Origin of the sequence: Streptomyces sp. NPDC057474, from assembly GCF_042802555.1 — a bacterium.
In the GTDB taxonomy this organism is placed as follows: domain Bacteria; phylum Actinomycetota; class Actinomycetes; order Streptomycetales; family Streptomycetaceae; genus Streptomyces.
Map to the genome: position 1 here is coordinate 64,474 of NZ_JBHVDX010000003.1, position 25,034 is coordinate 89,507.

The 25,034-nt window shown below is 69.5% G+C and carries 17 protein-coding genes; 9 read left to right on the forward strand and 8 right to left on the reverse strand.

What is annotated here, in order from left to right; genetic code table 11:
- Positions 1-106: 106 nt before the first annotated feature.
- Entirely contained in the window at positions 107-994 is an 888-nt protein-coding gene (locus ACFU53_RS01430) for a hypothetical protein (RefSeq protein ID WP_383984667.1), read from the forward strand.
- Positions 995-1,099: 105 nt separating this feature from the next.
- Here ACFU53_RS01430 and ACFU53_RS01435 read toward each other — a convergent pair whose 3' ends face one another.
- From ACFU53_RS01435 to ACFU53_RS01445, 3 genes are all read right to left on the reverse strand, one after another.
- Positions 1,100-1,711: a hypothetical protein gene (locus ACFU53_RS01435; RefSeq protein ID WP_383984670.1), complete on the reverse strand. Its 612-nt coding sequence runs from the start codon at positions 1,709-1,711 to the stop codon at positions 1,100-1,102.
- A gap of 67 nt (positions 1,712-1,778) precedes the next feature.
- The gene (locus tag ACFU53_RS01440) at positions 1,779-2,084 is read right to left on the reverse strand and encodes a hypothetical protein (RefSeq protein ID WP_383984673.1); all 306 of its coding nucleotides are present in this window, start codon (positions 2,082-2,084) and stop codon (positions 1,779-1,781) included.
- A gap of 426 nt (positions 2,085-2,510) precedes the next feature.
- Entirely contained in the window at positions 2,511-3,242 is a 732-nt protein-coding gene (locus ACFU53_RS01445) for a hypothetical protein (protein ID WP_383984676.1), read from the reverse strand.
- Between the two features lie 532 nt (positions 3,243-3,774).
- On the opposite strand from ACFU53_RS01445, the gene ACFU53_RS01450 reads away from it, so the two are divergent.
- Positions 3,775-5,574, forward strand: a complete 1,800-nt coding sequence (locus tag ACFU53_RS01450; RefSeq protein WP_383984679.1) for a hypothetical protein — start codon at positions 3,775-3,777, stop codon at positions 5,572-5,574.
- Between the two features lie 9 nt (positions 5,575-5,583).
- Here ACFU53_RS01450 and ACFU53_RS01455 read toward each other — a convergent pair whose 3' ends face one another.
- Positions 5,584-5,733, reverse strand: a complete 150-nt coding sequence (locus ACFU53_RS01455) for a hypothetical protein (RefSeq protein ID WP_383984682.1) — start codon at positions 5,731-5,733, stop codon at positions 5,584-5,586.
- Between the two features lie 90 nt (positions 5,734-5,823).
- Positions 5,824-7,179, reverse strand: a complete 1,356-nt coding sequence (locus ACFU53_RS01460; RefSeq protein WP_383984685.1) for a hypothetical protein — start codon at positions 7,177-7,179, stop codon at positions 5,824-5,826.
- A 467-nt stretch (positions 7,180-7,646) separates the two neighbouring features.
- On the opposite strand from ACFU53_RS01460, the gene ACFU53_RS01465 reads away from it, so the two are divergent.
- The 4 genes from ACFU53_RS01465 to ACFU53_RS01480 all read left to right on the forward strand — a co-directional run bounded on the left by ACFU53_RS01465 (position 7,647) and on the right by ACFU53_RS01480 (position 13,979).
- Complete coding sequence (locus tag ACFU53_RS01465; protein ID WP_383984688.1) at positions 7,647-8,933, forward strand: hypothetical protein; 1,287 nt, start codon at positions 7,647-7,649, stop codon at positions 8,931-8,933.
- Positions 8,934-9,041: 108 nt separating this feature from the next.
- On the forward strand, positions 9,042-12,416 hold the full coding sequence (locus ACFU53_RS01470; RefSeq protein WP_383984691.1) for a DEAD/DEAH box helicase family protein: 3,375 nt from the start codon (positions 9,042-9,044) through the stop codon (positions 12,414-12,416).
- 75 nt (positions 12,417-12,491) lie between these two features.
- Positions 12,492-13,442, forward strand: a complete 951-nt coding sequence (locus ACFU53_RS01475; protein WP_383984694.1) for an SEC-C metal-binding domain-containing protein — start codon at positions 12,492-12,494, stop codon at positions 13,440-13,442.
- Positions 13,443-13,622: 180 nt separating this feature from the next.
- Positions 13,623-13,979 carry a hypothetical protein gene (locus tag ACFU53_RS01480; protein WP_383984697.1) on the forward strand — a complete coding sequence of 119 codons (357 nt, stop codon included), beginning with the start codon at positions 13,623-13,625 and terminating at the stop codon, positions 13,977-13,979.
- A 196-nt stretch (positions 13,980-14,175) separates the two neighbouring features.
- Here the strand turns inward: ACFU53_RS01480 and ACFU53_RS01485 are convergent, their stop codons facing one another.
- Together ACFU53_RS01485 and ACFU53_RS01490 are read right to left on the reverse strand one after the other, a co-directional pair.
- A complete protein-coding gene (locus ACFU53_RS01485; RefSeq protein WP_383984700.1) occupies positions 14,176-16,389 on the reverse strand; it encodes a DUF262 domain-containing protein in 2,214 nt (737 codons plus the stop codon).
- 148 nt (positions 16,390-16,537) lie between these two features.
- Positions 16,538-17,449 (reverse strand): zinc-ribbon domain-containing protein, encoded by a 912-nt coding sequence (locus ACFU53_RS01490; protein WP_383984703.1) that lies wholly within the window; start codon positions 17,447-17,449, stop codon positions 16,538-16,540.
- Between the two features lie 257 nt (positions 17,450-17,706).
- On the opposite strand from ACFU53_RS01490, the gene ACFU53_RS01495 reads away from it, so the two are divergent.
- A complete protein-coding gene (locus ACFU53_RS01495) occupies positions 17,707-19,581 on the forward strand; it encodes a hypothetical protein (protein WP_383984706.1) in 1,875 nt (624 codons plus the stop codon).
- Positions 19,581-21,233, forward strand: a complete 1,653-nt coding sequence (locus ACFU53_RS01500; protein ID WP_383984709.1) for a UvrD-helicase domain-containing protein — start codon at positions 19,581-19,583, stop codon at positions 21,231-21,233. Before ACFU53_RS01495 ends, ACFU53_RS01500 begins: the two co-directional genes overlap by 1 nt.
- A 109-nt stretch (positions 21,234-21,342) precedes the next feature.
- Here the strand turns inward: ACFU53_RS01500 and ACFU53_RS01505 are convergent, their stop codons facing one another.
- Complete coding sequence (locus ACFU53_RS01505; RefSeq protein ID WP_383984711.1) at positions 21,343-24,462, reverse strand: hypothetical protein; 3,120 nt, start codon at positions 24,460-24,462, stop codon at positions 21,343-21,345.
- A gap of 316 nt (positions 24,463-24,778) precedes the next feature.
- Here ACFU53_RS01505 and ACFU53_RS01510 point away from each other — a divergent pair, with 316 nt between their 5' ends.
- On the forward strand, positions 24,779-24,943 hold the full coding sequence (locus ACFU53_RS01510) for a hypothetical protein (RefSeq protein WP_383984714.1): 165 nt from the start codon (positions 24,779-24,781) through the stop codon (positions 24,941-24,943).
- Positions 24,944-25,034: the final 91 nt, after the last annotated feature.

Genomic DNA, 25,034 nt, shown 5'->3' on the forward strand with positions numbered 1-25,034 from the left:
GGGCAGCAGACGGTCCCCTTCCCCATCTCTCGGCCTTCATTGCCTGCTGGTGCGGTACGCCTTCCCAGCGCCCCGCCCTCCCCCAACTCAGAACAGGAAATGCCTGATGGAGCAGTACCGCACATTGCTGGAAGTGCGCTTCCCGGATGACGACTGCCAGGACGGTCCCTGGCAGCGCTACGACGAGGTGCTGGATCCTTACTACTCGCAGGCCCCCTGCAGCGAACAGGTGTACTTGGACGACAGCGAATGGCTCCCCGACACTATCCAGGAACGCGCCCAGGACGATCTCAACGAGGCTTTCGACATCGTCATCGACGAGCAGTATCTCGCGCGCGTGGTACTCAATGGCTCCATGGATGTGCGCGTCCGGCTTGTAGAAGAAGGTTCGGGCGACACTGCTGACAAGGTCATCGCCGTATGCACGCCGTCCCCCGAGCAGGAGGCCCGGGCATATCTGGGATCGGCCCTGAGCGGCTACGACGCCGTACGGGAGGATCTGCGCCGTCGGCTGCTGCAGGCACACCGGGCAGGCGTCAGTGCGGAGGAGCTCATCCGCAGGACCGCGGCACGGATCGAACCCGCCGAAATCCAAGGCCTGTTCGAGGCGAGCCGACTGGCCGAGGCGGCACGCGCTGTCATCGCCCGCTGGGAGGACCCGGAAGACCGGGCAGCGGTGAGCATCGGAAGGAACAACTCTGTCCTCGTCCTACTGCGGACCTCGTTCCAGCAGGAAATGAACTACGAGGACATGTGCCGCAGCGACGGCGAAGGGTACGAAGACTGCAAGGACGGCGACTTCTGGGGTTACAAGGAGGGCGTACGTGATGCCGAAGCGCTGCTGCAGCTACTGGCCGAGCACTATACGGTCACCTGCGGCAACCGCCCGGCGACAGCGTCCGACCTGGCCCCGCTGGATCCCGTCCGGTGGGGCCGGGTAAGGATCACTCCCAAGCCGGGGTCGGGGCAGGCCTCGTCCATGCCCTCGCCCTGACACATCGCCACGGCGGAGGGCCTGGGCCAGGCCGGAAGTATGACTGCCCAGCCCAGGCCGGGCCCTCACCCCGGCACGCCCCCTCGTTCAAAGCAATTGCTGTGATCAGAAGGGGTTTTCTGCCGAGATACCGCGCTGCGGGTGGGCGAGCCGGGACACTTGGGCAAGTTGCAGGGCCAGTTGGCGGCGATGCACGTCGTCGTACGGGACCACACGCTCACGGACCGCCAGGCCGCGGTCGAGCAGGTGGAATCCCGCAGCCTGCACCAGGCGGTCACGCTCCGAGTCCTCATTGTCGACATCCGCGGCGGCGAGGCGGCACCCCGCGCCGAGGAGCTCCACCGCCTGTGTGGCCAGGTACGCTCCGAGGCCGAATCCCCTCCATGCCTTCTCCAGTTGGACATTGAGGAGGACCAGCAGATCGCCGTGTCCTTTCAGGCCGAGTCGACAGAGCTGGCTGTCGGGGTTCGCCCAGGCCGCGCAGAGGCGCGCGGCCAGGCTGTCGAGATGGTATTCCTCGCCGTGAACGCTCCCCAGGGTGTAATCCTCCTGCCCCCAGTCCAGCCGCGCCAGTGCCAGCTGGCCGATCCGCCCCAGCGCGGGCTCGGGGTCGTCACCCGCCGGCCGGTGGTGCACGCTCACGCTCCACCACTGGGCGTCCTCCTGCGCCCACCAGGGCGACAGGCGGTCCGGCTCGCAGGAGAACTCCAGCTTCAAATCCCCTGGGTTTCCGGGCAGTTGCAGCGGATCGAGAGGGCCGATCCGCCGTGGAACGCCGCGCCGCTCACTGACCGGTCGCCCTGCGAGGCCGGGGGGCCACGGCGCGCTGGAGACGCTCCTGGTCAGCGTTGATCTCTGGTTCTTTCTCTTCGTAGTACCAGTCGTCGGCGCAGTCGGCGTCGGCGAGATGGAGCCTTTCAGCGAAGTACTGGGCGTGCTCGGCGGCGGGCAGGCCGACCGTGACCGCGGCCCGCATGAGCTGCGTCATGAGACCGCCTTCGACATGGTGCATCCAGTCCCGCTCCTGGCGGTGGTGCTCTGCGAACAGGCCGGTCTGCTCGCGGACAGCCTCGCCACCGCCCGCGATCATGTGCGCATCGCACAGCGTCCGGTAGCAGGTGGGCCTTTCAGGGCACAGGGGCTGGTTACAGAGCCGGTGGGCGTGGCCCCAGGGCCCCTCTCCGAGATGGAAGCGCCGCCGGGTGTCGCTGATGACTACGCCGTCCGGACCGGCGGTCTCGACCGAGAGCTTGTGCCGCTCGAGTCCCAGACAGCCCGACTGCCAAAAGGTTGACGACGGCCAGAACGCTGGTGCGGGCGACCTCGGTTCCCAGGATGGCCGAGTGATAGACCACGGTTTCATGGCTGCGGTGCGCGGGGGTGCGGGAGGACTCCTCGATGAGGTCCCAGGCCGAGAAGGGGGCGGCGGTGGGGGTGCTGGGTGCTGATACGGGCGGGCAGGCGGGTGCAGTGCTGCTCACGGCGTGGCTCCGTTGTGGTGTGGGGGCGGGAGGGGTCAGAGGTGTTGCATGGACGGGCAGGCACAGTGCGAGCACGGCTCGCCGTCCGCGGCCTTTCCGGGGTGGCACGACCAGTCGTGTCCGCACAGGCAGAGCAGCCCGCCGTGGACAGCGGAAAAGGAGCACACGTTGCAGGCCGCGCTGTCCGGCTGGGGGCTGGCCGGCGGGGCGAGCAGCACCTCGGGGAGGCGTTCGAGCAGTTCCCGCGGCAGGCCGCAGCGGCCCTGGTTGAGGATGATGTCGGTCAGTTCGTGTTCGAGCCATGCCCGGGCCGGGTCGGGAGTCTTGGCGATCAGCCAGCTGCGGAATCCCGCCGGGGCGTCGTCGAGCAGCACGGTGTCCCCCTGCCGTGCCTTGTCCAGGATGGCTGCGAGGCGGGCAGCGAGTTCGGCGCCGAGCGCCAGTCGGTCCCCTGTGGCCTTGCGGGCGTGCAGCCGCACCCCGGGCTCGGGCCGCACCGTCAGCACGTCGGGCAGGCCGGCGCCGTCGGCGCCGTCTTCCGGGCGGGTGTGCCAGGGACACGGCGTGCTGAGCTGGCTGACGTACCAGTCGCGGAATGCCAAGGGGTTGGCTTGGTCGCGCGACCATCCCCAGTCGACTACGCAGCCGCACTCCTGCTTCAGCGGCGTCCAGGCGATCGGTGCCGCAGCCGTGGCGGTGACTGCGTGTCGGCCTGGGTGCGGGCGGTGCGGCCTTCGGCGCGGCTTGTTCTTCTTCGTCCGTCCCATGTCTGCCCCTGCCGTGTCTGATATCGCTGACCAGTTCAGTCGGCGAATGTCTGTATCGACCGGTCAACGAGCGCTGGGATGAAGAGCAGTGGATGTGACCGTATTCTCGCTACTTCGTGTGATCGTCGAGCATTCGCGCGACACCGTGCGCCGGGACAGCGCCCTCTTCAAGGGCGGACGCTGCCTGTGTTCGCGGGGCCGGGGCGTCTGCACCGTGATGACGGCGCGTCAACCGCCAGCACCACGCCGCGTTGACGCCCCTCGACGCACCCGCCGCAGCGGTAGGACAGCCCGCAACGGCAGAGCCAGAGGTGCCGGCCGCAGCTCAGCGCCCCGTGGCCGGTCACCGGCGAGTGACTACCCCCGCATGATCATCCGTGTGAGTGAGCTGTGGCGGTACCCGTCACGCGCGGCCAGGGCCGTTCGTTGGCGCCACCGCACTCGGCCGTTCGGGCCGAGCGGAGGGAGTTGTGCAACTGTGCGGCGGTCTTTCGTTATCGAGCGTCACGAATTCGAGGTACAGGGCTCCTGGGTGCAGCAGGTCTTCACCAGTGTGGTGACCTTGCTCGTGGGCTGTTCCGGGTCCGGTAAGTCGACGGGGTTCGAGTCGCTGCTGTATCCCTTGGGGCTGAACACCGGGAAGATCATGCACGCGGTGCGGTCGTGCACGCAGGTCCGTCTGGTCTTTCGTGTCGGCGACACGCGGTGGCAGGCGACCCGGCCGGCGGTGCACCGCGGCGGCTATGTGTCCTTCGAGAATCTCAGCGACCCGGCGGTCGGCAAGGTCCGTCGGCCGGTCGCCCGCGGGCGCGGCGGCGAGCAGAGCGCCAGCGAGTTCGTCATGGAGTTGCTGGGGATCCCGATCCTGGGCAGCGGAGGGGGCCGAATCGGACTGGCCGAGGTGGAGCGGTGGATGGCACTGCGGCAGTCCACCATTGCCACCGCCTACCTGGGTGGAGGAAGCGACGCGGTCCGCCGGTTGACGGGACGGGTGCTGCTGGGCCTGCACGACGAGCACATCGACGCCCTCCAGCAGCGGTTCCAGGAGGCCAAGTCGGCCCACGCACAGGCGAAGACGTCGGCCGCGGCGATGCTCGCGGCGCGCCGCGATGCCGGGCTGCCCGGCCCGATGGACCTGGAGGCGACCGAACAGCTGTGGAAGCAGGAGCACACGGCCGCAGCCGAGCGGGCGAAGCAGGCCCAGGGGAAACTGAGCAGGCATCAGCGGCACGTGGCCGAGCTGGACAAGCAGCGCGACCAGGCAAGGTCGGCACAGCAGTCGGCGCGCCGCCATACCGGCGCGGTGGAGGAGCGGCTGCGCCAGGCCCAGCGCCATGAGGGCCGTTTGGAAGGCCGCCTGGAGGGACTCCGGCAGCAGGCGTCCGTGCCCCAGCACTGCCCGCAGTGCACTCAGGTGCTGCGCGCGGACGGCCTTCCCGAGGACCACTGCCGGGTGTGCAAACAGCCGGACGCGCTGTACGCGCAGCGCCTCGCGGACCAGGCGGCCCTCCTCGCGGAGGCGGAGCGGGCGCTCGCCTCGGCGCGGCAAGCCTGCGGGCGGCTGGAGACCGAGCTGACGCGGGCACAGGAGACGGAAGACACGGCCCGGAACACGGTGCGGGCGGCCGAGCAGGCGATCGGTGACTTCACGCGTTCCACCCTCGACCCGTGCCGGGCGGGCGCCCTGACACACGAGAAGGAGGCCGCTCACCTGGCCGGGCGCCTGGAGCAGCTCCAGGAACGCATCAAGGAAGTCGGGGTACTGGCGGCGCTGGAAGCCGAGCGGGACCGGCTGCAGGAGGCCAAGGACCAGGCGCACCAGATGTGGAAGGAGGCGGAGAAGAAGCTCGCCACAGAGCTCAAGCAGCTGGTGGAACGGTGGTCGCACCACTTCCTGGCCCGGCTCAGGGCGGTCAACCCTGATGTGCGCCACGCCCACATCGACCCCGAGACGTTCCTGCCCCACGTGGACGGGCTGGCCTTCGACGACCAGGCGGTGGCCGGCGGCCCGCAGACTCTGGCCAACCTCTGCACCATGCTCGCCCTGCGCGACCTGGCACGGGCGGTGCCGACGGTGCTGCTCCCGCTGTTCTTCATGGTCGACTCGCCGCTCAGCGGCCTGGGCGGACAGGGGCTGGACGGGCAGATGGCCGAGCGGCTCATGCAGCAGCTCGCCGACGCGGCCGCCGACGCGGATACGGACGGAACGCCGATGCAGATCATCGCCGCGGTCAACGATCCCCTGCCCCGGCCACTGACCGGGGTGCGTGAGATCCGCCTGGACCGCAACAACCGCTACATCCCCGCCCAACTCGATCTTGAGGCAGCCTGACCGGCAGGATCAGTGCAGCTGGGCCGGCGGCTCCTCGCGTCCGTCGGCCGGCTCGTCGCTGAGCCGGCACGCGGCGCGGGTGTCGTAGTTGGGAGCCGGCAGGCGCCGGTACACACGCTGCTGCTGCGGCTGCCAACAGGTCAGCCGCAGCAGGGCCATCTGCTGTTTTCTCCCAGAAAGCCTGCCGTGCGCGGGCCGCTCCTCACCCGCCCCTTCGTCGAGCGGCGCCTGTTCGCGCCCGGTGGGCGCTCAGGGGGCGGTCGTTCGAGGAGCCGCCGTGGCGCTCAGGTAGTGGGTGTACTGCTCTTCGGTCAGGCGCTGTCCCGACCAGCCGCTGCAGAACGAGCACATAGGCCCGTTCCATTGCCAGAAGTCCTCCAGCTCCAGCAGTTGCGTGAGGGAGATCCGTTCCAGGCGCGGGCCCAGTGACCTCGCGTGCTGGCAGGCATCACCGACCCCGTGGGAGCGGCCCGTGTACCGGCCGTGCAGGTTCGACCCGTACACCCACACGTCGGCCAGCGGCCCCAGCCGGCTGGGGTCCTCCCGAAAGGGGCGGACGTCGAAGGAATCGGCGGAGAAGGTGACCGCGTCGGCAAAAGCCTTGTGCAGCCCGAAGTGGACGTCCCGGATCTGCTCGCCCAGCTCTCGCAGATCCGTTTCGCTCGTCACGTCGGCGGCCACGGCCAGCGCTGTCCGCTTGTCGCGGCTGTCCCACCCAGCCTGCCGGCAGCGGCCCTGCAGATAGAGCAGGGTGTCCTGGGCGCGCACACTCCCGATGGTCTCCAGCCAGCCCTCCCGGACCTGCAGCCGCCGGTCCGACACGGCCGCTCCCCTCACTGCCGCGGGCTCCGGCTCCGGCTCCGTAACGATCGTGAGTGAGGCGGCTTGTGGACGGTAGGCCTGCGAGAGCTCGAGCAGTTCCTTGCGCCGCTGGGCCAGCAGGTCGCCGGGCTTCCGCAAGGCGGGATCCAGCAGGTAGACGCCGTCCTTGAAGTGGGTGAACCCGATGCTCTCCCACAACGCAGCGATCTTGCGGCGGGCCTGTTGCCGGTAGGACTCGGACACCTTCTCCCGGTCATCGGGCCATTCGGCCATGCCGGGTTCGGCTGCCACCGCGCAGCAGCCGCCGGACAGACGACGGATCGCCTCTGCCGCCAGGACGGGAGCGAGTCCGAAGCCGCGCCACGGCCTGTCCAGGAAGACCCGGTCGAGGATCAGCAGGTCACCGACCGGGCATTCGATGGCCTCGTCAAAGGCGTCCGTGTACTGCCCGGTCCGGGGGTCGAAGACGGTCGAGGCGATGGATTCCAGATCGGCCGACTCCGAGTCGGCGGCCTCCCATCGGTTGTCCGCGGTGTAGTCCCGCAGCCGGCACAGGAGCAGGTAGCCGATCTCCGTGCCCTCCTCGACGGCCCGCTCGCAGGCTTCGCTGCACCCCTGGGGGCACTCCTCTTCCTCGCCGTGGAAGAGGCGCACCGAGACGCGCCACCGCTCCAGGGTGTCCTCGAAGTCGTAGGGCTCGATGGAATGGTCGTGCGTGTGGACCAGGCGCAACCGGGCCGGGTCGCCAGGCAGTTCACGTGCCGGACGGCAGGATGCAGACATGTTCGGGAAGGGTAGTGGGCAGGTCTGACAGCCGCCGTGGATGCGACCCAGGATGAAGAGACCGGTGCCCGTCCGGAGCGCACCTGACGCAGGCACCCTGTGGGCGCTGTCCTGGTCTGCCGGGGACAATGTTGCGGAAAACGCCTTACGCGGACGTGCCGACCGGTTAGGGTCTTGGGCGGACCCGGGTTGTCGATCGCATCGACGGCACCAGTCACTTCTCGATTCTTGCGCTGTCCGGAGATGCGGCTGCACCGCGACTACCAGCAGCTTTTCCTGTCATGTGCGGTCGGCCCGGGGCCGGCCGCGGTCGTTGGAGTGCTCCTGTGACAGCCCCACCGGTTTCGGCCGTGCCCCGCACGTTCCTGTGCGAACACGCAAGCAGCAAAAGCCGTGTCCTTGTCCTGTTGGCCCATGCGGACGGGCCCACCTGCGCGCAGGCCGTGTTCACCTGCCGGGATGCCCACGTGGCGCAGCGCGCGGCCCGGCTGCTGTCGTCCGCCGCCCTCGACGGGGCCCTCACCGAGCAGCAGGAGATCACGGCCCACAAGATCGCCACGGCTCTGCCGGATGCGCCGGCCGCGTCCTTCCGTCAGGCCCTGGAGCGTGCTCGTGCCGGCATGTGGCCCAGCGCCGCTCCTGCGCTGTTCTCATGGCCTGCCGACGACCCGCTCGATGGGCTGGCGGAGGACGAGCCTGAGTTGCCTGTCTCGGCGACCCGTTCGCCGAAGGATGCCCGGCTGGCCGATCTGCCGGGCCCGGTGGTCCGGGTGGTGCAGTTGCGTGAGTTCCATGTGTACGACCAGGCCAAGGTGCTCGCTGCCGCGGCGGCGGGCGGCTGGGAGCCGATGCCGGAGGAGGAACTGGGCGAGGACGATCCGCACGACCTGGTGGGCGCGGTCATGTTCGCCGCGGAGAGCACGGGAGAGCTGCCCGGCATGGACTGGCTGACCGATGCGCAGGAAGGCCGCCTGCTGCTGTCCGCGCGGGGAGACGAGGTCGCCGACTGGTCGACCGAACCCGTCCGCATCAACTTCGGTACCGGCTGGCGGCTCCGGCAGGCCGCCAACCCCTATGCGGCTCCCCCGCGAAACCCCGGCGCCGCTGAGGCTGTGCCCGAGGAGCCGCAGCCGGACTTCGCCTCGCTCTACGCCTTGCCCGCGGCGTGCGGCTGCGAGGAGGAGGACTGTCAGAAGTGCCACTGGACGTTCACGCCGCGCACGGCCGATCTGCTGTTCAGCGCACTGAGCGAGCTTGCCGAGGCGGCCTACGACGACGCGGCCGAGTTGGGTGAGCGTCCTGTCACCGAGGACGATGACGGTGCGTGGGGCTTCTTCTCCCGTCTGCCGCAGGTGACGTGGCGCCAGAACAGGCAGTGGCGGCGCGGTCTGGCCCGGGCCTGCGACGATCTGGCAGGCGACCTCCAGCGCGGCACATGGCCCCGGCCCACCTGCGCAGCCGAGGAGATGGTCCTGCACCTCGCCCTCGGCGAGGCGCAGGACCATCTGGAAGCCGGTGACGACAACCCGCATGCGGCGCTGCCCACGCACCGTGACGACTACGACTTCGACGCCTGCTCGGATTTCTTCTTCCAGGACCACGACGTGCTGTGGCTGTACGACAGCAAGTACGACTCCGATGCAGCGGACGGCACAGGGCCCTCTCCCGTCCCGCCCGCCCTGCATCCGGACAACTGGTTCGAGGACTTCCTCAACGTCCCTGCGCGCTCCCCCGAGCGCGGACACCGCCGCTGAGCCGCCGGAACGCCCCGGCTGCGTGAGCCGATTCCACACCCCTCGCATAAGCCTCCCCCTGCCCGGCCCGTGCGGCGGTCGGCAGACCCGCAACAGAGAGCACCCCGGATGAACCTGAACACGCAGCCCGTGTGGGCCGAAGAGAGATTCGAGCGCAACAAGGTCCGTCAACTGCTGGTCCCTGGCGGCGAGTTGGAGGTCACGGACGAGGACGGGCTGCTGCGTGTCTCCAACGTCTACGGCCGCTGGCCCGCCATGCGCACCGCAGGAGAAGAAGGCGACGGGCTGACGGCCGAGCTGCCCAGCCAGCCCGGCCGCGAGGTGCGCTGGCAGGGCAGCCGGGCGGCACACGCACCGCAGACGGTGGTCGAGTCGTACCGGGGAGCCATCGGCTTTCGCCCCTACGACGAGCCGCGCAGCCTGCGCCGCCCGCAGATCGGCGCCCTGCACGCGGTGATGGGCCACTGGGCCTCGGGCCTTACCGATCCGGGCATCGTGGTCATGCCCACCGGCACCGGCAAGACCGAGACCATGCTGGCCCTGCTGGTGGCCGCGCGGATGCAACGGCTGCTGGTGCTGGTTCCCAGTGCGGCGCTGCGGGACCAGATCGCGGGGAAGTTCGAGACGCTCGGCATCCTGCAGCAGGAGCAGATTGTGACTCCCGCCGCCTTGCGGCCGCGGGTGGGCCGGCTCGAGCATGGGTTCAAGAACCCTGACGAAGCGGCGCGGTTCGTTGCGGCCTGCAATGTCGTCGTCGCCACCCCGCAGATCCTCAACAGGAGCGTGGGAAACGTACGGACGGCGCTGCTGTCCTCGTTCTCCCATCTGATCGTGGACGAGGCGCATCACTCTCCCGCGGACACATGGGCGCGGGTGATCGATGACTTCTCCGACCGTACGGTGCTGTTGTTCACCGCCACCCCGTTTCGGGAGGACGGCCGCAGACTGCCCGGCCGCACTGTGTTCCGTTTTCCGCTGCGGGAGGCCCAGCGGCTGGAGTACTTCAGGCGTATCAACTACCGGGCGGTGTTCGGTGTCGAGGACGTCGACCGGGAGCTGGCCGAGCTGGCGGTGGGCCAGTTGCGCGCCGATCTGGCGGCCGGGCACGACCACTTGCTGATGGCTCGGGCCGAGAGCATTCCGAAGGCCGAAGAACTCGGCGTGCTCTACCGGGAGTTTGCGCCCGACTTCCATCCCACCGTGGTCCACCAGAACGTGGGCGTCACGCGCCGCAAGGCGGCCGTGCAGGCGCTGCGGACGCGCGACTGCCGCATCATCGTCTGCGTCGACATGCTCGGCGAGGGATTCGATGAGCCCGCCCTGAAGATCGCGGCCATGCACGCGGCCCGCAAGAGCCTGAGCCCCATGATCCAGTTCATCGGCCGGTTCACCCGGGCCGCGGGCGGGCTGGGTGAGGCCACCGTGTTCGTCGCGCAGGAGCCCGTCGGCGCCTCACCGCTGCGCCGCCTGTTGCGCGAGGACGCCGACTGGAATCTTCTGCTGCGCGACCTCACCGACCGCGCCACCCTGGCCGCGGAGGAGACCAGTGCCTTCGACACCAGCTTCACCGGTGCGCCCGAGGACGTGGCGGTCAGCGTGCTGCAGCCGAAGATGAGCGCGGTCGCCTACCACGCGGCCACCACGCAGTGGCGGCCCGAGGCCGCCCTCACGCTCTGCAAGGACAACGAGCGCGTCCTGGACGACAAGATGGCATTGGGCGGCGAGGACTCCTCCGTCGCCTGGTATGTCATCGAGCGGCGCACCCCGGTGCGCTGGGGCGCCCCGCAGGAGTTGGAACAGGTCGTCTACGAGCTGATCGTGCTCTACTTCGACACCACCCGGCGGCTGCTGTACATCCACGGCTCGGAGAAGTCGAGCACCTACAAGGACCTGGCCGAGGCGGTACTGGGCGAGGGCTGCGAGCTGATCAACGGGGCGCGCACCTACCGGGTGTTGGCCCGTCTGGAGCGGCTGGTGCCGACCAATGTCGGGCTCAAGGACGCGCGGGACTACTTCACGCGTTTTTCCCTGCACGTCGGCAGCGACGTCTCGCAGGGCTTCGACACCGCCCAGGAGCACAAGAGCCAGACCCACATCGCCGCATCCGGATTCGACGACGGCGACAGCGTCTCGGTCAGTGCCGCGGCCTCGGGCCGGTTCTGGTCCCCCACCACCGCCCCGAGTCTGAAGGCGTGGACCGACTGGTGCGACCAGCAGGGCACCAAGCTGCTGGACAGCACCATCAACCTGGAACAGATCGTCGACGGGTTCATCATCCCCGAGGACATCACCGCACGGCCCCCGTACGCGCTGCTGGGCGTCGAGTGGCCCTGGCAGGTCTACCTCGGCTCCCGTGACCGGTACACCCTCACCTACGACAACCGCGGCTACCTGCTGACCGAGGTGGACTTCGAGGTCGACGACCACTCCCCCACCGGCCCGTTCCTGTTCTCCCTGACCACCCCCGCCTGGAGGGTGGCCTACCAGGCCGACTGGGACACCAAAGGCCTGGTCTACCGACCGCGCGAGCAGGACGCCGTCATCATCGCCAGTGGGCCGACCGCCCAGCCGCAGCCGCTCGAGGAATGGCTCAACGCCCACAAGCCCGACCTGTTCCTGGAGGGCGACCGCCTCATCGACGACGAAGGCAAACTCATCGCCCCGCGATACGCGCGCCGCCCCTACGACCCTTCCCTGCTCACACCGCTGGACTGGCTGGGTGTGGACCTCAGCAAGGAGTCGCAGAAACCACAGCGCCTGACGGACTCCATCCAGTACTACATGTCGGCCCACCTGCAGGCCACCGGATCCTTCGACGTCCTCATCGACGACGACGGCAAGGGGGAGGCGGCCGACCTCGTCGGCCTCAAGGTCGACGGCCGCTACCTGGATGTGACGCTCGTGCACTGCAAGTACTCCTCCAAGCCCGATCCCGGCAAACGACTCAAGGACCTGTACGAGAGGTGTGCGGCCAAGCCATGCGCGGCGCCAAATGGCGCCGTGGCAACGCCCTGCCCCTCCTGGACCATCTGCACGGCCGGGCCGTCAAGTACGCCCGGCGCACCGGCGGTGTCTCGCCCTACGAGGTCGGGGGGTCCAAGGAGCTGTTCGCCATCCGTGATCAGGCTCGCCTGCTGCGACCCCGCTTCCACACGGTCATCGCCCAGCCCGGCCTTCAGGCCGGTAAGGCCACCGACGAGCAGCTCCTGCTGCTCGCGGGCGCGGAGAAGTTCGTCCGGGACACCAGCGCCGGCGACTTCACCGTCTACTGCAGCCGGTAGATACACGGGCCAGCTGCGCAGCGGGCAGCGGGCAGCAGGCGCTGCCTTGCTTCCACTGCCTATTCCGGGCGGCGGCACGTCGGTCGTGGTCCGTCAGGTGCAGGCAGGGGCGGCTCGGGCCAGGTGCAGGGTTCGAACATCGTCTCTTTGTGAGACGTCTGCCGGTTTGCCGTGCAGGATGGCTTCTTGTCGCAGGGCCTGAGCGTGAATCGGGCTGAGTGTGAGGGGGACGAGGGTGAGTCACACGCCGCAGGGGACGGTTGCGTTGCCCCGCAGGATGAGGCATCTCGAGGTCGACCGCCGGGGATACCCGGTGATTGCGACGGTGGAACGCAGTCCGGAGGAGGTGGACTTCGGGGCCATCAGCGAGCGGCGGAAGCTGGCGCTGGCCACGTTCGACTGGTGTGCGGTGTGCGGCATGCCCTTCGCGGGCGAGTTGCGCTGGCAGATGGTCTTGCGCGACGGACCGTTGCCGACTGCCGTCATCAGCGGGGAGGCTCCGGTGCACGAGGTGTGCGCCCTGTATGCGGCGCAAGTGTGCCCCTACCTGTTCTCCCCTCACTCGCGTCTGGGGGACGAGATACGCAAGGGAACGGTGCGCGATCCCGTGGTGCGGTTCGCGGGCTTCGAGTCCACCAGTGCGGTAGCCGCTCACGAGTCGCAGCTGCAGCCCGGCATCTACACCCTGCACTTCGAGCACCGGGGCCAGACGGACGAGTTCTCCTACCGCGTCCCGGACGAAATCCGCGGGCGGTTCGCCGATGCTCTGGAACGGGAGAAAGAACTGCCGGTCAGCGATCCGGAAGGCGAGCTCATCCGGCTGTTCAACCGGCTGGATGAGGGAGGCGAGGTGGCCGGTGCGGCGCTGGCGGCGGGAGCCGCCTTCGCCAAGGACATCTTCGAGGTACAGGGATTTACCCCGTACCGCGGCAAGAGCTACCCGGCCGTCGCCGCACTGATGCTGAAGGGCACCGAGCAGGAAATCCGCGAGTTCTCCGACGGTTCCAGCGACGAGGCATACCGTGCCATCGGCCCCTGGGTACTCGAGCGCGCCGGCCAGTTTCCCACCGCGCTACAGCACTGGCGGGCCCGTGGCCAAGACATGGTCCGCCGCCCCGGTCCTTCCGCACCGCAGGGACCCGGGCGCAGTGTGGCCAAGAACGCGCCCTGCCCCTGCGGATCAGGCCGCAAGGCCCGCCGCTGCCACCCTTCCGGAATTGCCGGCTGACAACGCCTCACGCAGCTTCCCGGCTGGACAGTACGCCGCAGGCTGGATGGTCACACCGGCTGGCACTGCCCTGCACCGGTCTCGGTGTCCCCCGTCTGCCGCACGACGGCGTTGCGCACCAGGGCGACGAGCCGTTACAGGAACACAAGCGTCAAGGGCGAAGAACGGGAGAGGACTGCGATGTCGTACGGCGGAGGTCCGAACTGGCCGATGATCCGTGCCAAGCAGCGTGCCGAGAGCGAGGCCGACCATGCGCGTCGCCTCAGCGCGGAACTGCAGGCGTCGGCATCCGAGTGGCAGGCGAAGTTCGAGGCGCTGGCCAAGCGCGTAAGGGAAGCCGCGGATCGTGCCGGCGGGGAACACCAGCAGGAAGAGGGCTGCTGGTGCCGCTCCTGCTGGGATGCAGTGATCGCCACGATCGTTGAGGGTCCTCCGACCGCTTCGACGACCACCGGACCCTCCGGCAATGCCGCCAGCACGCTCTCCTTCTCCTTCGACGCCCTGTTCGGCCGTTCCACCCCACCAGGGCGCGGCTGACATGCCGTGGTGGGCGCCGCTGGACCGGGCACCGTGCCGCCGCTCGGCAACGAGAGCGCCCGCCCGTCCCACAGCCCTTCGCACCGGGGGTCGCCTGGTGGGCCCGGAGGATCGGGGTGGCGCCAGCATGCCGTCAACTTAAGCCCTCCGCAGATGAGTTCGGCGCGACAGTCAAGATTGTCTGGCGGGAGGGGCGCTACAGGGCACCGGACGCCACCGCGCGATCGCGTACGGTCCGCAGGCTGATGCGCACCCCCACCTCGTCTTCGATGTGCCATTCGTTCATGCCTTGGCAGGTCTTGGTGCCGCGGGCGACAGCGCCGGCTTCGTCGACCCGGCCGTAGGGGGTGCCTCCGGTCACAGTGAGGATGATGCCGCCCTCTTCGTCGATGGTGGCCCAATGATCGGCGGAGCGGTAGGTGAGCACGATGCGTGTGCCGGCCTTGAGGATCTGGGCTGCGACCATTCTGGCGACATCCGTGCGACGGCGCCCGGCTGTCGGCCTGCGTCTCGCGACGGCCGGCCGCGTTTGGGCGGCTGGCTCGTGGGAGCCGTTGTGCTCGCTGGGCAGAGTGGCGGGCAGGCCGAGGCGCTCAGGGTTCCAGATGTGTTCGAACAGGCACAGATACAGGTTCTGGCGGGTCTGGACGACAGTGGTCATGGTCTCCTTGAGTCCGAAGGACCTGAGGACTCTGTCAAGTTTGTGGGTCTTGATGAAGTCGCGCAGCAGCGGGTTCCGTTGGTCGTAGCCGGGGGCGATGATGCCCAGCAGGACGTTGCTACGGGCGTAGTAGGCGGCCTTGCCGTTGAGGGGCAGGTCGTTGATGCTGGAGTTCTCGCGTCCCATCAGCAGGCCGAGGCCGCCGAGTTGGTTGCGGCGGCTGCGGAAGACGACAGCGTTGGGTATCTCCTTTTCGACGCGGTGGTGGTGGTTGGCCCACAGGTGCTCGATGTGGAAGCGGTCCCGGTCGAGGTAGGCGAGTACGTCGTGCGGCCGCTGGCAGGCTTCTTCGACGTAGGCGGTGGCCCGGGCCAGCAGGTAGCGGATCTGGTGTGAGTTGTTGCCCCGCAGCCCTAGAGTGACCGCTTCGCGTACCGAGCCGCCGTCTTGCACAACAAGCTCGCCCAGTGCGGAGGCGACGTCAGCCGGGGTGCGGCAGCCACGCAGGAGGGGAACGAGGGTGTCGTGGACCAGGGCGTCGGCGTCGGCCGACTGCACGGGCATGTCCTGCAGGACTCTGAGGGCGTACCAGCGGTCCATGTAGAAGGCGACGAGGCGTCCTTTGTCCTTGGCGTCAGAGGGCTGGTCGTCGGGATCGATGGCGGCGAGGACGGCGATTGCCTGGCTGCCAAGTCCGTTGCGTTCGTTGAAGAGCACCGCCTCCAGTCGGTCGCCGTCCTTCTTGAGTCCGCGGCTGGCCGCGAGGAAAGGCCGGAACAGTCTGGCCGACTTCAGCAGGTCCTGGACGAAGCGCAGGAAGTTGTCGGGACGCTTAGGCACCAGTTGCAGGTGTGCGGCGTTCTGGCGGACCCACACGTTGAGGTTGCTGTCGATCTGCCGGCGGTCGTCGTCCTGGCCCTCGCGTGCGCAGCGGGCCAGGAGGAAGGCTTTGATGAAGCGGGATGCGGCAGTGGGGTCTTCTCTGTCGGTGGCCAGTTCCCGGATCATCTCGTGCCATTGGGTATTGAGCTGGTCTTCGTTCGCTCCGACGTGGGACAGCAGGTGGCTCTTGAGGAGGTCCACGGCGGTGAGGCGGGCGCCGCGGTCGTTCATCGTCTCGAACATGCGGTAGCCGTGATCGGAGTTGGCCGCCCGGATGCCGACCAGGACCACCCGGTCAAGCAGCCACTCGGTGAACCGGTGGAGGTTCTCCGTGTCGAGCTCTTCGGCAAGCTGGGATTCGATCTGCTGGCTGCGTGCCCACAGATTGCGGCGGGAGAGCGAGTCCCCGGCGCCGGTTTCGTACTTGCGGACCGCGACGATCGCCCGTAGGACGGGTTCATGATCGGTGATGCCGAGCGAGAAAATTTCTCCGTCGATCGTGATCACCCGGTTAAGCCGGTCGATCGCTCTGGCGTCTCCGCGCTCCTGCGCCGCAAGCCGCAGCTGCAGGAAGAGCAGGTGCAGCGTGACAAACCGCTGCTGCCCATCGACCAGCTGGCGTCGGTTCTTCGACGGCTCGTAGTAGACGAACGGCCCCAGAAAGTACTGTGGTGCTGTGTGCGGTCGGCGCAGGTACGCCGGGTCCGTCGACCAGTTCTTGAACGATCCGCACAGATCCCGCAGCAACGTGCGGACTTCGGCTTCCCCCCAGGTGTAGTCACGCTGGTAGTAGTCGATCTCATAGGTCACGTCACGAAACAGTTCCTTCAGGCTGAAGCCCTGGGACCTGATCTCGTCTGAACCCATGACACCACTCCCCACCTGCCCGGCGTATCGCCTTATGCTCCCAACTCTCCCTGGCGCCGTACAGACAGCGTGCGTGCAGGCACTGCGCCCGGGCTTGCCCGCCCGAACAGCCGACGAAGGACACCGGTCGACCGCGGCGCCGTGCTGCCTACGACGCCACGTCCACCGCCGACACCTCGGGGCCGGCCACGGCTTTCTGCCACAGCTGCGCGCCCTTCGTGAGCGCCGCAGTGGCCTCGGCCGGTGTGAGCTGCCGCCAGGAAAGGCCGCGGCGTCGCAGTACGCCGCCCACCGCCTCCGCCCAGTCTTCGGGGTTTACTCCCGGCCCGGCCTCATGGTGAGCGAATCCGTGCACGGGGACGGGCGGCAGCCCGCGGCTTCGGATGCGTTCCACGTCGAGTCCGGCGGCGAGCGCTGCCGCGGTCTTCGCGGTGTCCCGCTCCAGGCTTCCTGGCCTGCCGTGGGTCCATTCCGGGTCCAGGTCGATGAGCAGGCCCGGGGCCGGCTCGGGCAGGTACAGGTCGAAGCGGTCCTGACGGCGCCCGGGCAGGCGGAGGCGATGGTCCAGTTCCACGGTGAGCCCGGAGGCGGCCTGGACGAGCATGGCGACGTTGCACTCGAACGGGGAGCGGCCATGGCCGGTACAGTCCGGGCAGCCGCGCCCATTGGTGCGGTTGGCGAGCGTCGCCGGCCAGAAATGCCCTTGAGCGCACTCCCACTCGCACAGGTCATGGGACTGCGGGCGCAGGGTGTCCGGGCCACGGTCGGGTCGGCTGAGGTTGCGGCGGAACTGCCGCGTCAGCGCAGGATCCACCTCGGCCAGCGATTCTCCCGGGCCGTGAGCGCGGTTGCGGCGCTTCCAGCACTCAGGGCATCCCGAGGGTTTGACGGTACGGGTGCGGAACTGCAACCGGGCGGGCCACTGGTGACCGCATCCTTCCGCCGGGCAGCGCCACTGGCACCGGTCCGTGGAGGACAGCGGCAGGTCCTCCAGCGCCGTGCCCGGGCTGGACAGGTTGGACATGAACTCGGCCTTCAGCCGGGCCCGAACTGCAGCCACTTCGGTAGCCCTTCGCCGTCTTCCCATGACAACAGATCCTGACAGCCGTCACTGACAACGTCCGTCCACGGGCTCGGCCTGTCCTGTCGGGTACCCGGCAGCGGACCGGGAGAGCCACGTCTCGTGCCGGGGCAGCACGTTCGTGTCCGGTGATTCGGTGCAAGGGGCAGACTGCAGGTACATGACGTGTTAAAGATGCTTGTGTGCGTGTAACACGGGTGCTGATTGAAGGCTTCAGGGGTTGGGGACGCCTTGATGTGCGTCCGGGCAGTCATGTGTTGGTGGCGGGGGTCCCCCGCTCCGGACGTACCGATCTGATCACCGCCCTTGCCCGGGTCCTGGATCCGGATGCCGCGCGTGGTGCCGCACTGTCCGATCTGCATCAGCGGCCGGTCCTCCTGGACGGTGCCGACGACGCTGCGCCGGCTGTGGCAGGCGGTGACGCGGTCGAGGGGGAGGCGGAAGCCGTCGCCGAAGTGCCAGCCGCCGATGCCGCCGGCACGGAAGGTGCAGCGGGACAGGACGCGTCCGGCGACAACGTCGACACACGGGAGCCTGCCTCTGCGGTGCTGCAGCGGGTGGAGGCCGCCCAGGTCGAGGTGACGCTGACCGATCTCGATCCCGATGTGCAGCAGTTGCTTGACGGAGTCCTGGAGCCGCTGGAGGACTCCGGGTGTGCGAGTGAGGATCCTGATGCGTCTGCGGATGCTTCGCTGTGCGCGCGGCTGGCCTATCGACTGAGCTATGACGAGGAAGCCGAGACGCTGGAGTCGGTGGTGTACTTCCCGGCGCGCAGCAACCCGGCGCTCGGCCAGTACTCCCGGGTTCCGGCCGCCACCCGGCGGATGCTGCCGGTGGTCACCCTCGATGCCGGCCAGCCCCTGCAGTTGCGTGCCGGTGCGGGTTTGCGGCGCATCCTCGACGAGCGGGACGCAAAGGCCGGTGCCGCGGCCTTTGATGCGCTGGCCCAGGCCGTCGCAGAGGCCGTGGCAGCGCTGTCGGCCAGTCCGGCTGTGGCCGAAGCCGTCAACGCGGTACTCGCGGTCGGCGGGACAGGGGAACGGATCGGCGATACTCCGGTCACCGCGGAGCAGGTCGGCTTCCGCACCGAGGACGGGTCGGTGGCCGCACTGCTGCGGACCCTGCGTGCGGCGCTGCACTTGGACGCGGGCGGCATGCTCGGGCTGGCCCAGCACGGCAGCACGGTCAGCGCGGTGTTGTCGATGGCCGAGGCGATGCTGCTGGCCACCGTGCCCGGAGCCGTGGTGCTGGCCGACGACTTCGGTGACCAGCTGGATGCTCCGGCCACCGAGCATCTGGCGGCCCTGCTGCGCGCCCGCTCCGGGCAGGTGTGGCTGTCCACCCGGCGGCCGGAGGCCGCCCGGGCCTTCGAGCCCACCGAGGTCATCCGGCTGGTGCGGCACGGCGGTGTCCGCTCCCACCATCAGCTGACCAGGATCATGGACCGCAAAGCACTGGTCGCGATGCGGCAGTGGCACACCCAGCTTCTGGCCGCGCTGACCGCCCCCACGGTCGCCATCACCGAGGGCCCGCACGACGTGGCCGTACTCAGCATGGTCGACCGCCGCCGACCTCCCTCCTCCCTGCCCCTGTCCGCCCACGGGATCCGTCTGGTCGCCTCCGGCACCGGAGGCGAGGGGGGCATCAGCCAGATTCCCCGCGTCGCCAGCCTGGCACGCCAGCTGGGCTTCCGCGTCCTGGCGGTGATCGACCGCGACAAAGCCAGCGCCCAGACCACCGACGAGCTCACCAAGATCCAGGCCGCATGCGACGCGGTGATCCGGCTGCCTCCCGGCGCCATCGAGCGAGCCATTGCCGACGGCCTGCCACTGGAGGCGCTCGCCGACGCCAGCGCCACGCTCACCGAGTACGGCATCCCCGACCCCATGGTCGGCCAGCTCACCGAGGCCGCGGTGACCAACCTGTGCAAGGTGATCCATAGACAGGGCCTGCACGAACAGTTCCTCGAAGCCCTCTACGCCCAGCCCAACGCACCACACCCGCCGGTGATCTCCACGACGCTGGCCCTGCTAGAACTGGCCGCCGACCCCTCCTACAGCGGGCCGCAACTGATCGATGTGACCGCCGTGTCCCGGCCGGCGGGTGCCTGATGGCCTATCAGGCACGCGAGGACCAGCGTGCGGTGATCGAGAGCGTTGAGCAGGTGCTGGTAGTCAGCGGCGGCGCCGGCACGGGCAAGACCACTACCGCGGTCGCGGCCGCCCGCGCCCATCTGGAAGCAGCGGACGAACAGTTGCTGCGGCTGCGGCAGGAGGCGGCCCGGCGCGGACAGCGCGCCCAACTGCCGGCTGCGACACAGGTGTTGTTCCTTTCCTTCTCGCGCACCGCCGTCGCCCAGATCATCGACCGGGCCGCGAACGTCATCGGAGAGCTGCGGCCGCGGCTGGAGGTGTCGACCTTCCACGGCTTCGCCTGGAGGGTTATCACGGGCTTCGGCGCGCACCACGGCTTTCCGCCTCCCCAGAGCGTGCTCAGCCAGGCCAACCAGACCGTGCCCGGGGCCCCTCCCGGGCTGACGTACGACCAGCTGATGCCGGCCGCCCGCCGACTGCTGGCCCTTAACACGGTCCGCGACCACTACGCCGGGCGCTACACCCTCGTCATCTGCGACGAGTTCCAGGACACCGACGCCACCGAGTGGGCCTTCCTGCAGCAGATCGCCCCCGCAGCGCGCCGCATCCTGCTGGGCGATGTCAACCAGAGCATCTACGAGGGCTCGTTCAAACCCGGGGTGAACCCCGCCGCCCGGATCGCGGACGCCATGGCCCTGCCCGGCGCCCGCCGCATCGACCTGCAGGCCGCCAGCTACCGTGACCCCTCCGGTGTGCTGCCCGCCGCCGCGGAAGCCGCCCGCCAGCGCCGCTTCACCGACCCCGCCCTCCGCGCAGCCGCCCAGCAGGGACGTCTTACCGTCACACGGATCACGGACGACAGCGGCTACGCGCAGGTCATCGAGCTCACCCGGGCTGCCCGCCAGAAGAAGCACACCGTCAGCATCTTCACCCACACCAACATCGCCACCACCTCCCTGTCCGACGCCCTCACCGCAGCCGGTGTGATCCACGAACAGGTCGGCTTCACCGAGGCCCATGCAGAAGCCCTCTCGGCCCAACTCGCCCTCATCCACCACGCGCTCGGGCAGAAGCCCGCCCAGGTGCGGCGGGCGCTGGCCGTGTTCGTCACCGCGTGCCTGCGCGGCCGAGGACTCTCCGATCTCGCACAGCAGATGCTGGACAGGTCCAACCCCGCGCTGGAGCGTGCCTTGCGTGCGCTCGCGCAGGATCTTCGCTCGGCGGGAATCGGCCCGTACGCCGACGTCGACCGCCTTGCCGAGCTTGTCACCGGCGCCTACGCACGCATCGGAACCTTCCGCGGCCAGGAGGCCTGGCTCCAGGCCGCCCCCACCACCCGCCGCGCACTGCGCCTGCTCAAGGAAGACCAGAGCATCACGGCGGTGGCCGAACAACTCCACCGTGCCCGCGACGAGACTCTGGTGGGTGACAGCCGGCCGCGTCCGCGGCCGGTGCAGGTGATGAACCTCCACCAGACCAAGGGACGCGAAGCCGACACCACCATCCTGCTGCTGGCCGACGACGAGTACTACGGCCCCGAAGGCGAACCCTTCCCCATCGGCTCACGGCTGCTCTACGTCGTCATGACCCGCGCCCGCCACCAGGCACACCTCGTCGTCCCGGCCAACTCCCACCCTCTGTGGGCACCCCTCATCGCCACCCTGGAATAGCCCTCCTCCGCCAACGAGACCCGCCCGCAGCCGCGTGACCAGCGCGCCGGCCAGACGCGGCGGCTTGTCCAGCCCCAGAGCGTGGACGACGAGTCCGGCGGGAAGCGCTCTACGTGTCAATGAAAGCCGGCAGCCGCGCGGTCCGTTGGGCTGCCTGGCGGACTTGGCGGTTGACGTCCTGTCGCATCCGGGCGAGCAGGCTGTGTCCGTCGGGCAGGTTCCGGGCGAGATTGACGCGCACGCGCCAGTCGGGGTCGTCGGCGAGGAGGTTCCTGCACAGGCTGAGGCCAGTGCTGTCGGCGTTGCTGAGGGAGGTCGCCAGGCAGCGGATCCATGGCTGGTGGTGGACAGCCAGGGTGGTCAGCGGGGGAAGAAGGCGCGGTGCGAGGTGATTGAGGGCTCGCGCGATCAGCCGCGCTTCCGCGTCGGTGGCATTTCGGAGCTGGGTCAGGGCCAGGGTGACGATGCTGCCCGCCGTGTCCGGGTCGGTGCCCGCCAGCCGTGCGGCACTCACCAATGCCTGCTGGGGCAGCAGGGACGGCCCCGTCCGAAAGCGGAAGCGGTCCAGAGGGTGCTCCCGCGTGAGTTCCTCGCCCTGGCCGGCCGCGAGTTCGCCGCGGGCAGCGCGGAAGGCGAGGTCGACGTACGGCTGCTGCTGGTCACGGGGCAGGGCCGAGGCGGCCACGGTCATCGCGTCAAGGACCCAGCGCTGTCCGCCCTGCCCCGTGGGCTCTTGCACTTGTGCGGCGAGCCGCGGAGCCCAGGGCGTGAGCACGGTGGGCGGCAGCACCTGTTCGCCCAGCAGGACCAGTTCCGCGGGGCCGAGCTGCGGGCGGTCGCCGGGCTCGGCGCCGGGGTCCCGGCCGAGCCGCCCGGCGATGACCTCGCGGCACACGACCGGTTCGGCTCCCGCCAGAAGGAGCAGGCGCAGCGCGTCGAGGCTGCCTTGGCGTGCCGGGGCCGTGCAGGCCTCGGCGACGATCTGCGGGTGGCGGCTGAACAGGTCCTCGCCGTGGCTGACGACGGTGCTGATGAGGTCGCTGTTGCTCAGCACGGCCCGGGTCAGCCGTTCCACGGCTGCGGGCGCCTGCGTGCCGTGTGCCTCGGAAACCGCGGCCAGGGCCCACGCCTGTGCACGTGCCGTGGTGAAGCGGGCGGGAGCAGCAGCCGGGTCGGCCAGGGATGCTATGCGCTGTGCCTGGGCGGGTGTGGCCGCGGGGGCGAGTTTGGCGAGGGTGCCCCAGGCGGCGTCGGTGAGGGTGGCCAGGCCGGCCCCGCGGGCGGCGTCAGTGGCCGCTTCCTGCAGGGCGGCGTCGATCCATGTCCTGGCTGAGGTGTCGGTGAGCGCGTCGGCCATGCGTTCAGTGATGGCGAAGGCGCAGGTACGCTCCCACACCGGGCGGCCGGCCAGGTCCTCGGGTGCGGGCCAGTCCAGTGCCTGGGCGGGCAGGTCCGGGACGAAGGTGCGCACGGCCTTGGCTGTGCCGGCTGCGCCGGAGTTCATGAGGTGGGTCATCGCCGCGGTGGTGTTCCCGACGTTCATGTGCAGCCGGGCCAGGAGCTGTTCGGCCTCGTTCTGGTGTCCCCAACTGCCCATGGCGACGGCACGCCGGCGATACTGCAGCAGGTGTTGGCGGGCGTCGTGGAACTTCTCCCGCACCAAGTCGAACATGGCCGATGCTCGAGTGTCCGCGGTGGCAGGCAGGACGCTGTCACGACTGGCCTGGCGCAGGACCTGCTCGAAGCCGTGGGCACTGAAGATCTTCTCGCGTTCGCTGAGGGCCTGGGCGCTGCGGCTGAGGACCAGGCGCTGGGCGGCGAGCCACTCCCCGGCGTCCTGGTGGGTGCGGGCGGCCAGCGCGAGTTCGACCGCGTCGTAGTAGCCGTCGACGGCACCGTGCGTGTCTGCGGTGGTGGCCAGGAAGCGGGCGCGGCGGGCTGCGAGCAGGCCGCGGACGGGAATGGGGTAGGTGTGGCGGGCGGTGCGGTGCAGCTCGCGCCAGGCGTCGCCGGTGGGGTCGGCGTCGGCCAGGCAGGCCTGCAGGCGGGCGGTGTCCAGGTCGCTGGTGCCGCTGATCTCGGCAATCGCGGTGAAGCGGTGTGCCCGCTGGGTCACCAGCTCAGTGCGGCGCTCGGCCAGAGCGTGCTCGGCGAACAGGGTGGCTGCCTGGAGCACGCTGGGATCGTCGTCCAGTTGGGCGTCGAGGTGTGCGGCGACACCGTCGAGGGTGACCCGGTGCTCGAATTCGAACTCGGCCAGGCTTCCCAGGGTGTTCACCGTGCGGATCCGCGCATCGTCCGCCTCCACCTGCTCCTCCGCCAGGCGGATGAGAGTGGCGCGGGCCTCGACGGCACGGCCCTCGACCAGATCGCGGGCCATACGGGCCATATCCACACGCACGGCCGCGTCGGGGTCGCCGGCCGCGTGCAGGGCAGCGGCCTGCCGGGCGCGCAGAGCCCGGGCGTAGGGGCGGTACAGGGTCTGTTCGAGCTGTTCGGCGATCCGGCCGTATGCGGCGGCGGCCGTCGCGGGATTCTCCTGCCGGGCCTGGTCCGCGGCGGCGAGGTCCCCGTCCAGCCCGAGATGGGCTACCGGGCCGCGCAACAGGGCCTGCGCGTTGGGTCCCTCGTTCGCCTCCGCGGGCGAGAGAATGGGCGCCGGGGGCGCCGGGCAGAACAGCTGGGTGGTGGCCGCCCCGAAGAACGCGGTCACGATGTCCGGGTGCGGGCGCAGCAGGTCCGACAGGCTTTTGCGGTTCCACAACTCGATCTGCAGGTCCGGGTACGTGCCGCGCAGCTCGAACAGCTTCTCGCTGATCTCCGTGCGGTTCGCGTCGTGGGTGGTGACCACGACCAGCCGGCGTGCCTCGAAGGGCCGCTTGCCCCGCGCATAGCGGCCCACCGCGTGTTCGAGGTCGTACGGAGTGAACTCCTTCAGGCGTTTGGCCTGGAAGACCGCCGCGTTCCTGCCTGTCACACCGACGACGTCGATGCCGTGCTGGTTTTGTCCCCGCTCCCCGTAGAGCCAGGTCTCCTCCCAGCCCTCCACCCGCCGTGCCAGCCACGCCACCAGGTGCTCGACACTCTCCCACTGGAGGTCTCCGGTGTTTAGCAGGTGCGGCGCCGACACCGTCAGCGGCCGCGCCGTCGCCGACGGTGCCGCCAGCAGTTCGTGGTCCCCCTCCATCCTGCGGACCAGCCCGTCGCCCGCCGCTACCTCGTCAGCCATGGCAACGACCCTATGACCCGCCGCTGACAACGCCCCGCCATGCACGGCGGCGAAAGCTGCCCAGCAGACAGGGCAGTCGGCCGTGGCTTCCACAACGGCTCACGGCTGCCCCGCGTCATCGCGCCCGCCGCTGCACGCCTCGTCGTCCCGGGCAACTCCCGCCCTCTGCGGGCACCCATCGTCGCCGCCCTGAAGTAGCCTTCCCCGCAAACATGCCCTCGCCCGCTGCCACACCCAGCCGCCTGGCCGGCGCGCCGGCCACACACAGCAGCTTGTACAACCAGGCCGACGCGCAGAGGAAGAGGAAAGGGACAGCGTGCACAACGACCCCGACTCCGTCGCGTCGTTGCTGCGAGCGAGGTACAGGCGACGGCTGCCCTGCCGTCTCGACGAGCTGACCGGACCGGAGCGCGGGAGAGTGGGACTGCCGCTGCACATCGCGTGGTCGGGGCTGCGGGCCCTCGATCTGGACCTGCCCTAGCCGGTGCCGGCCGTCGTCTGGCGCCGGTCGCGCGGCCTGCACCCGCATGACGGGGTGTCACTATGCTGCGGCCGGAGGGGACCGGCCTACA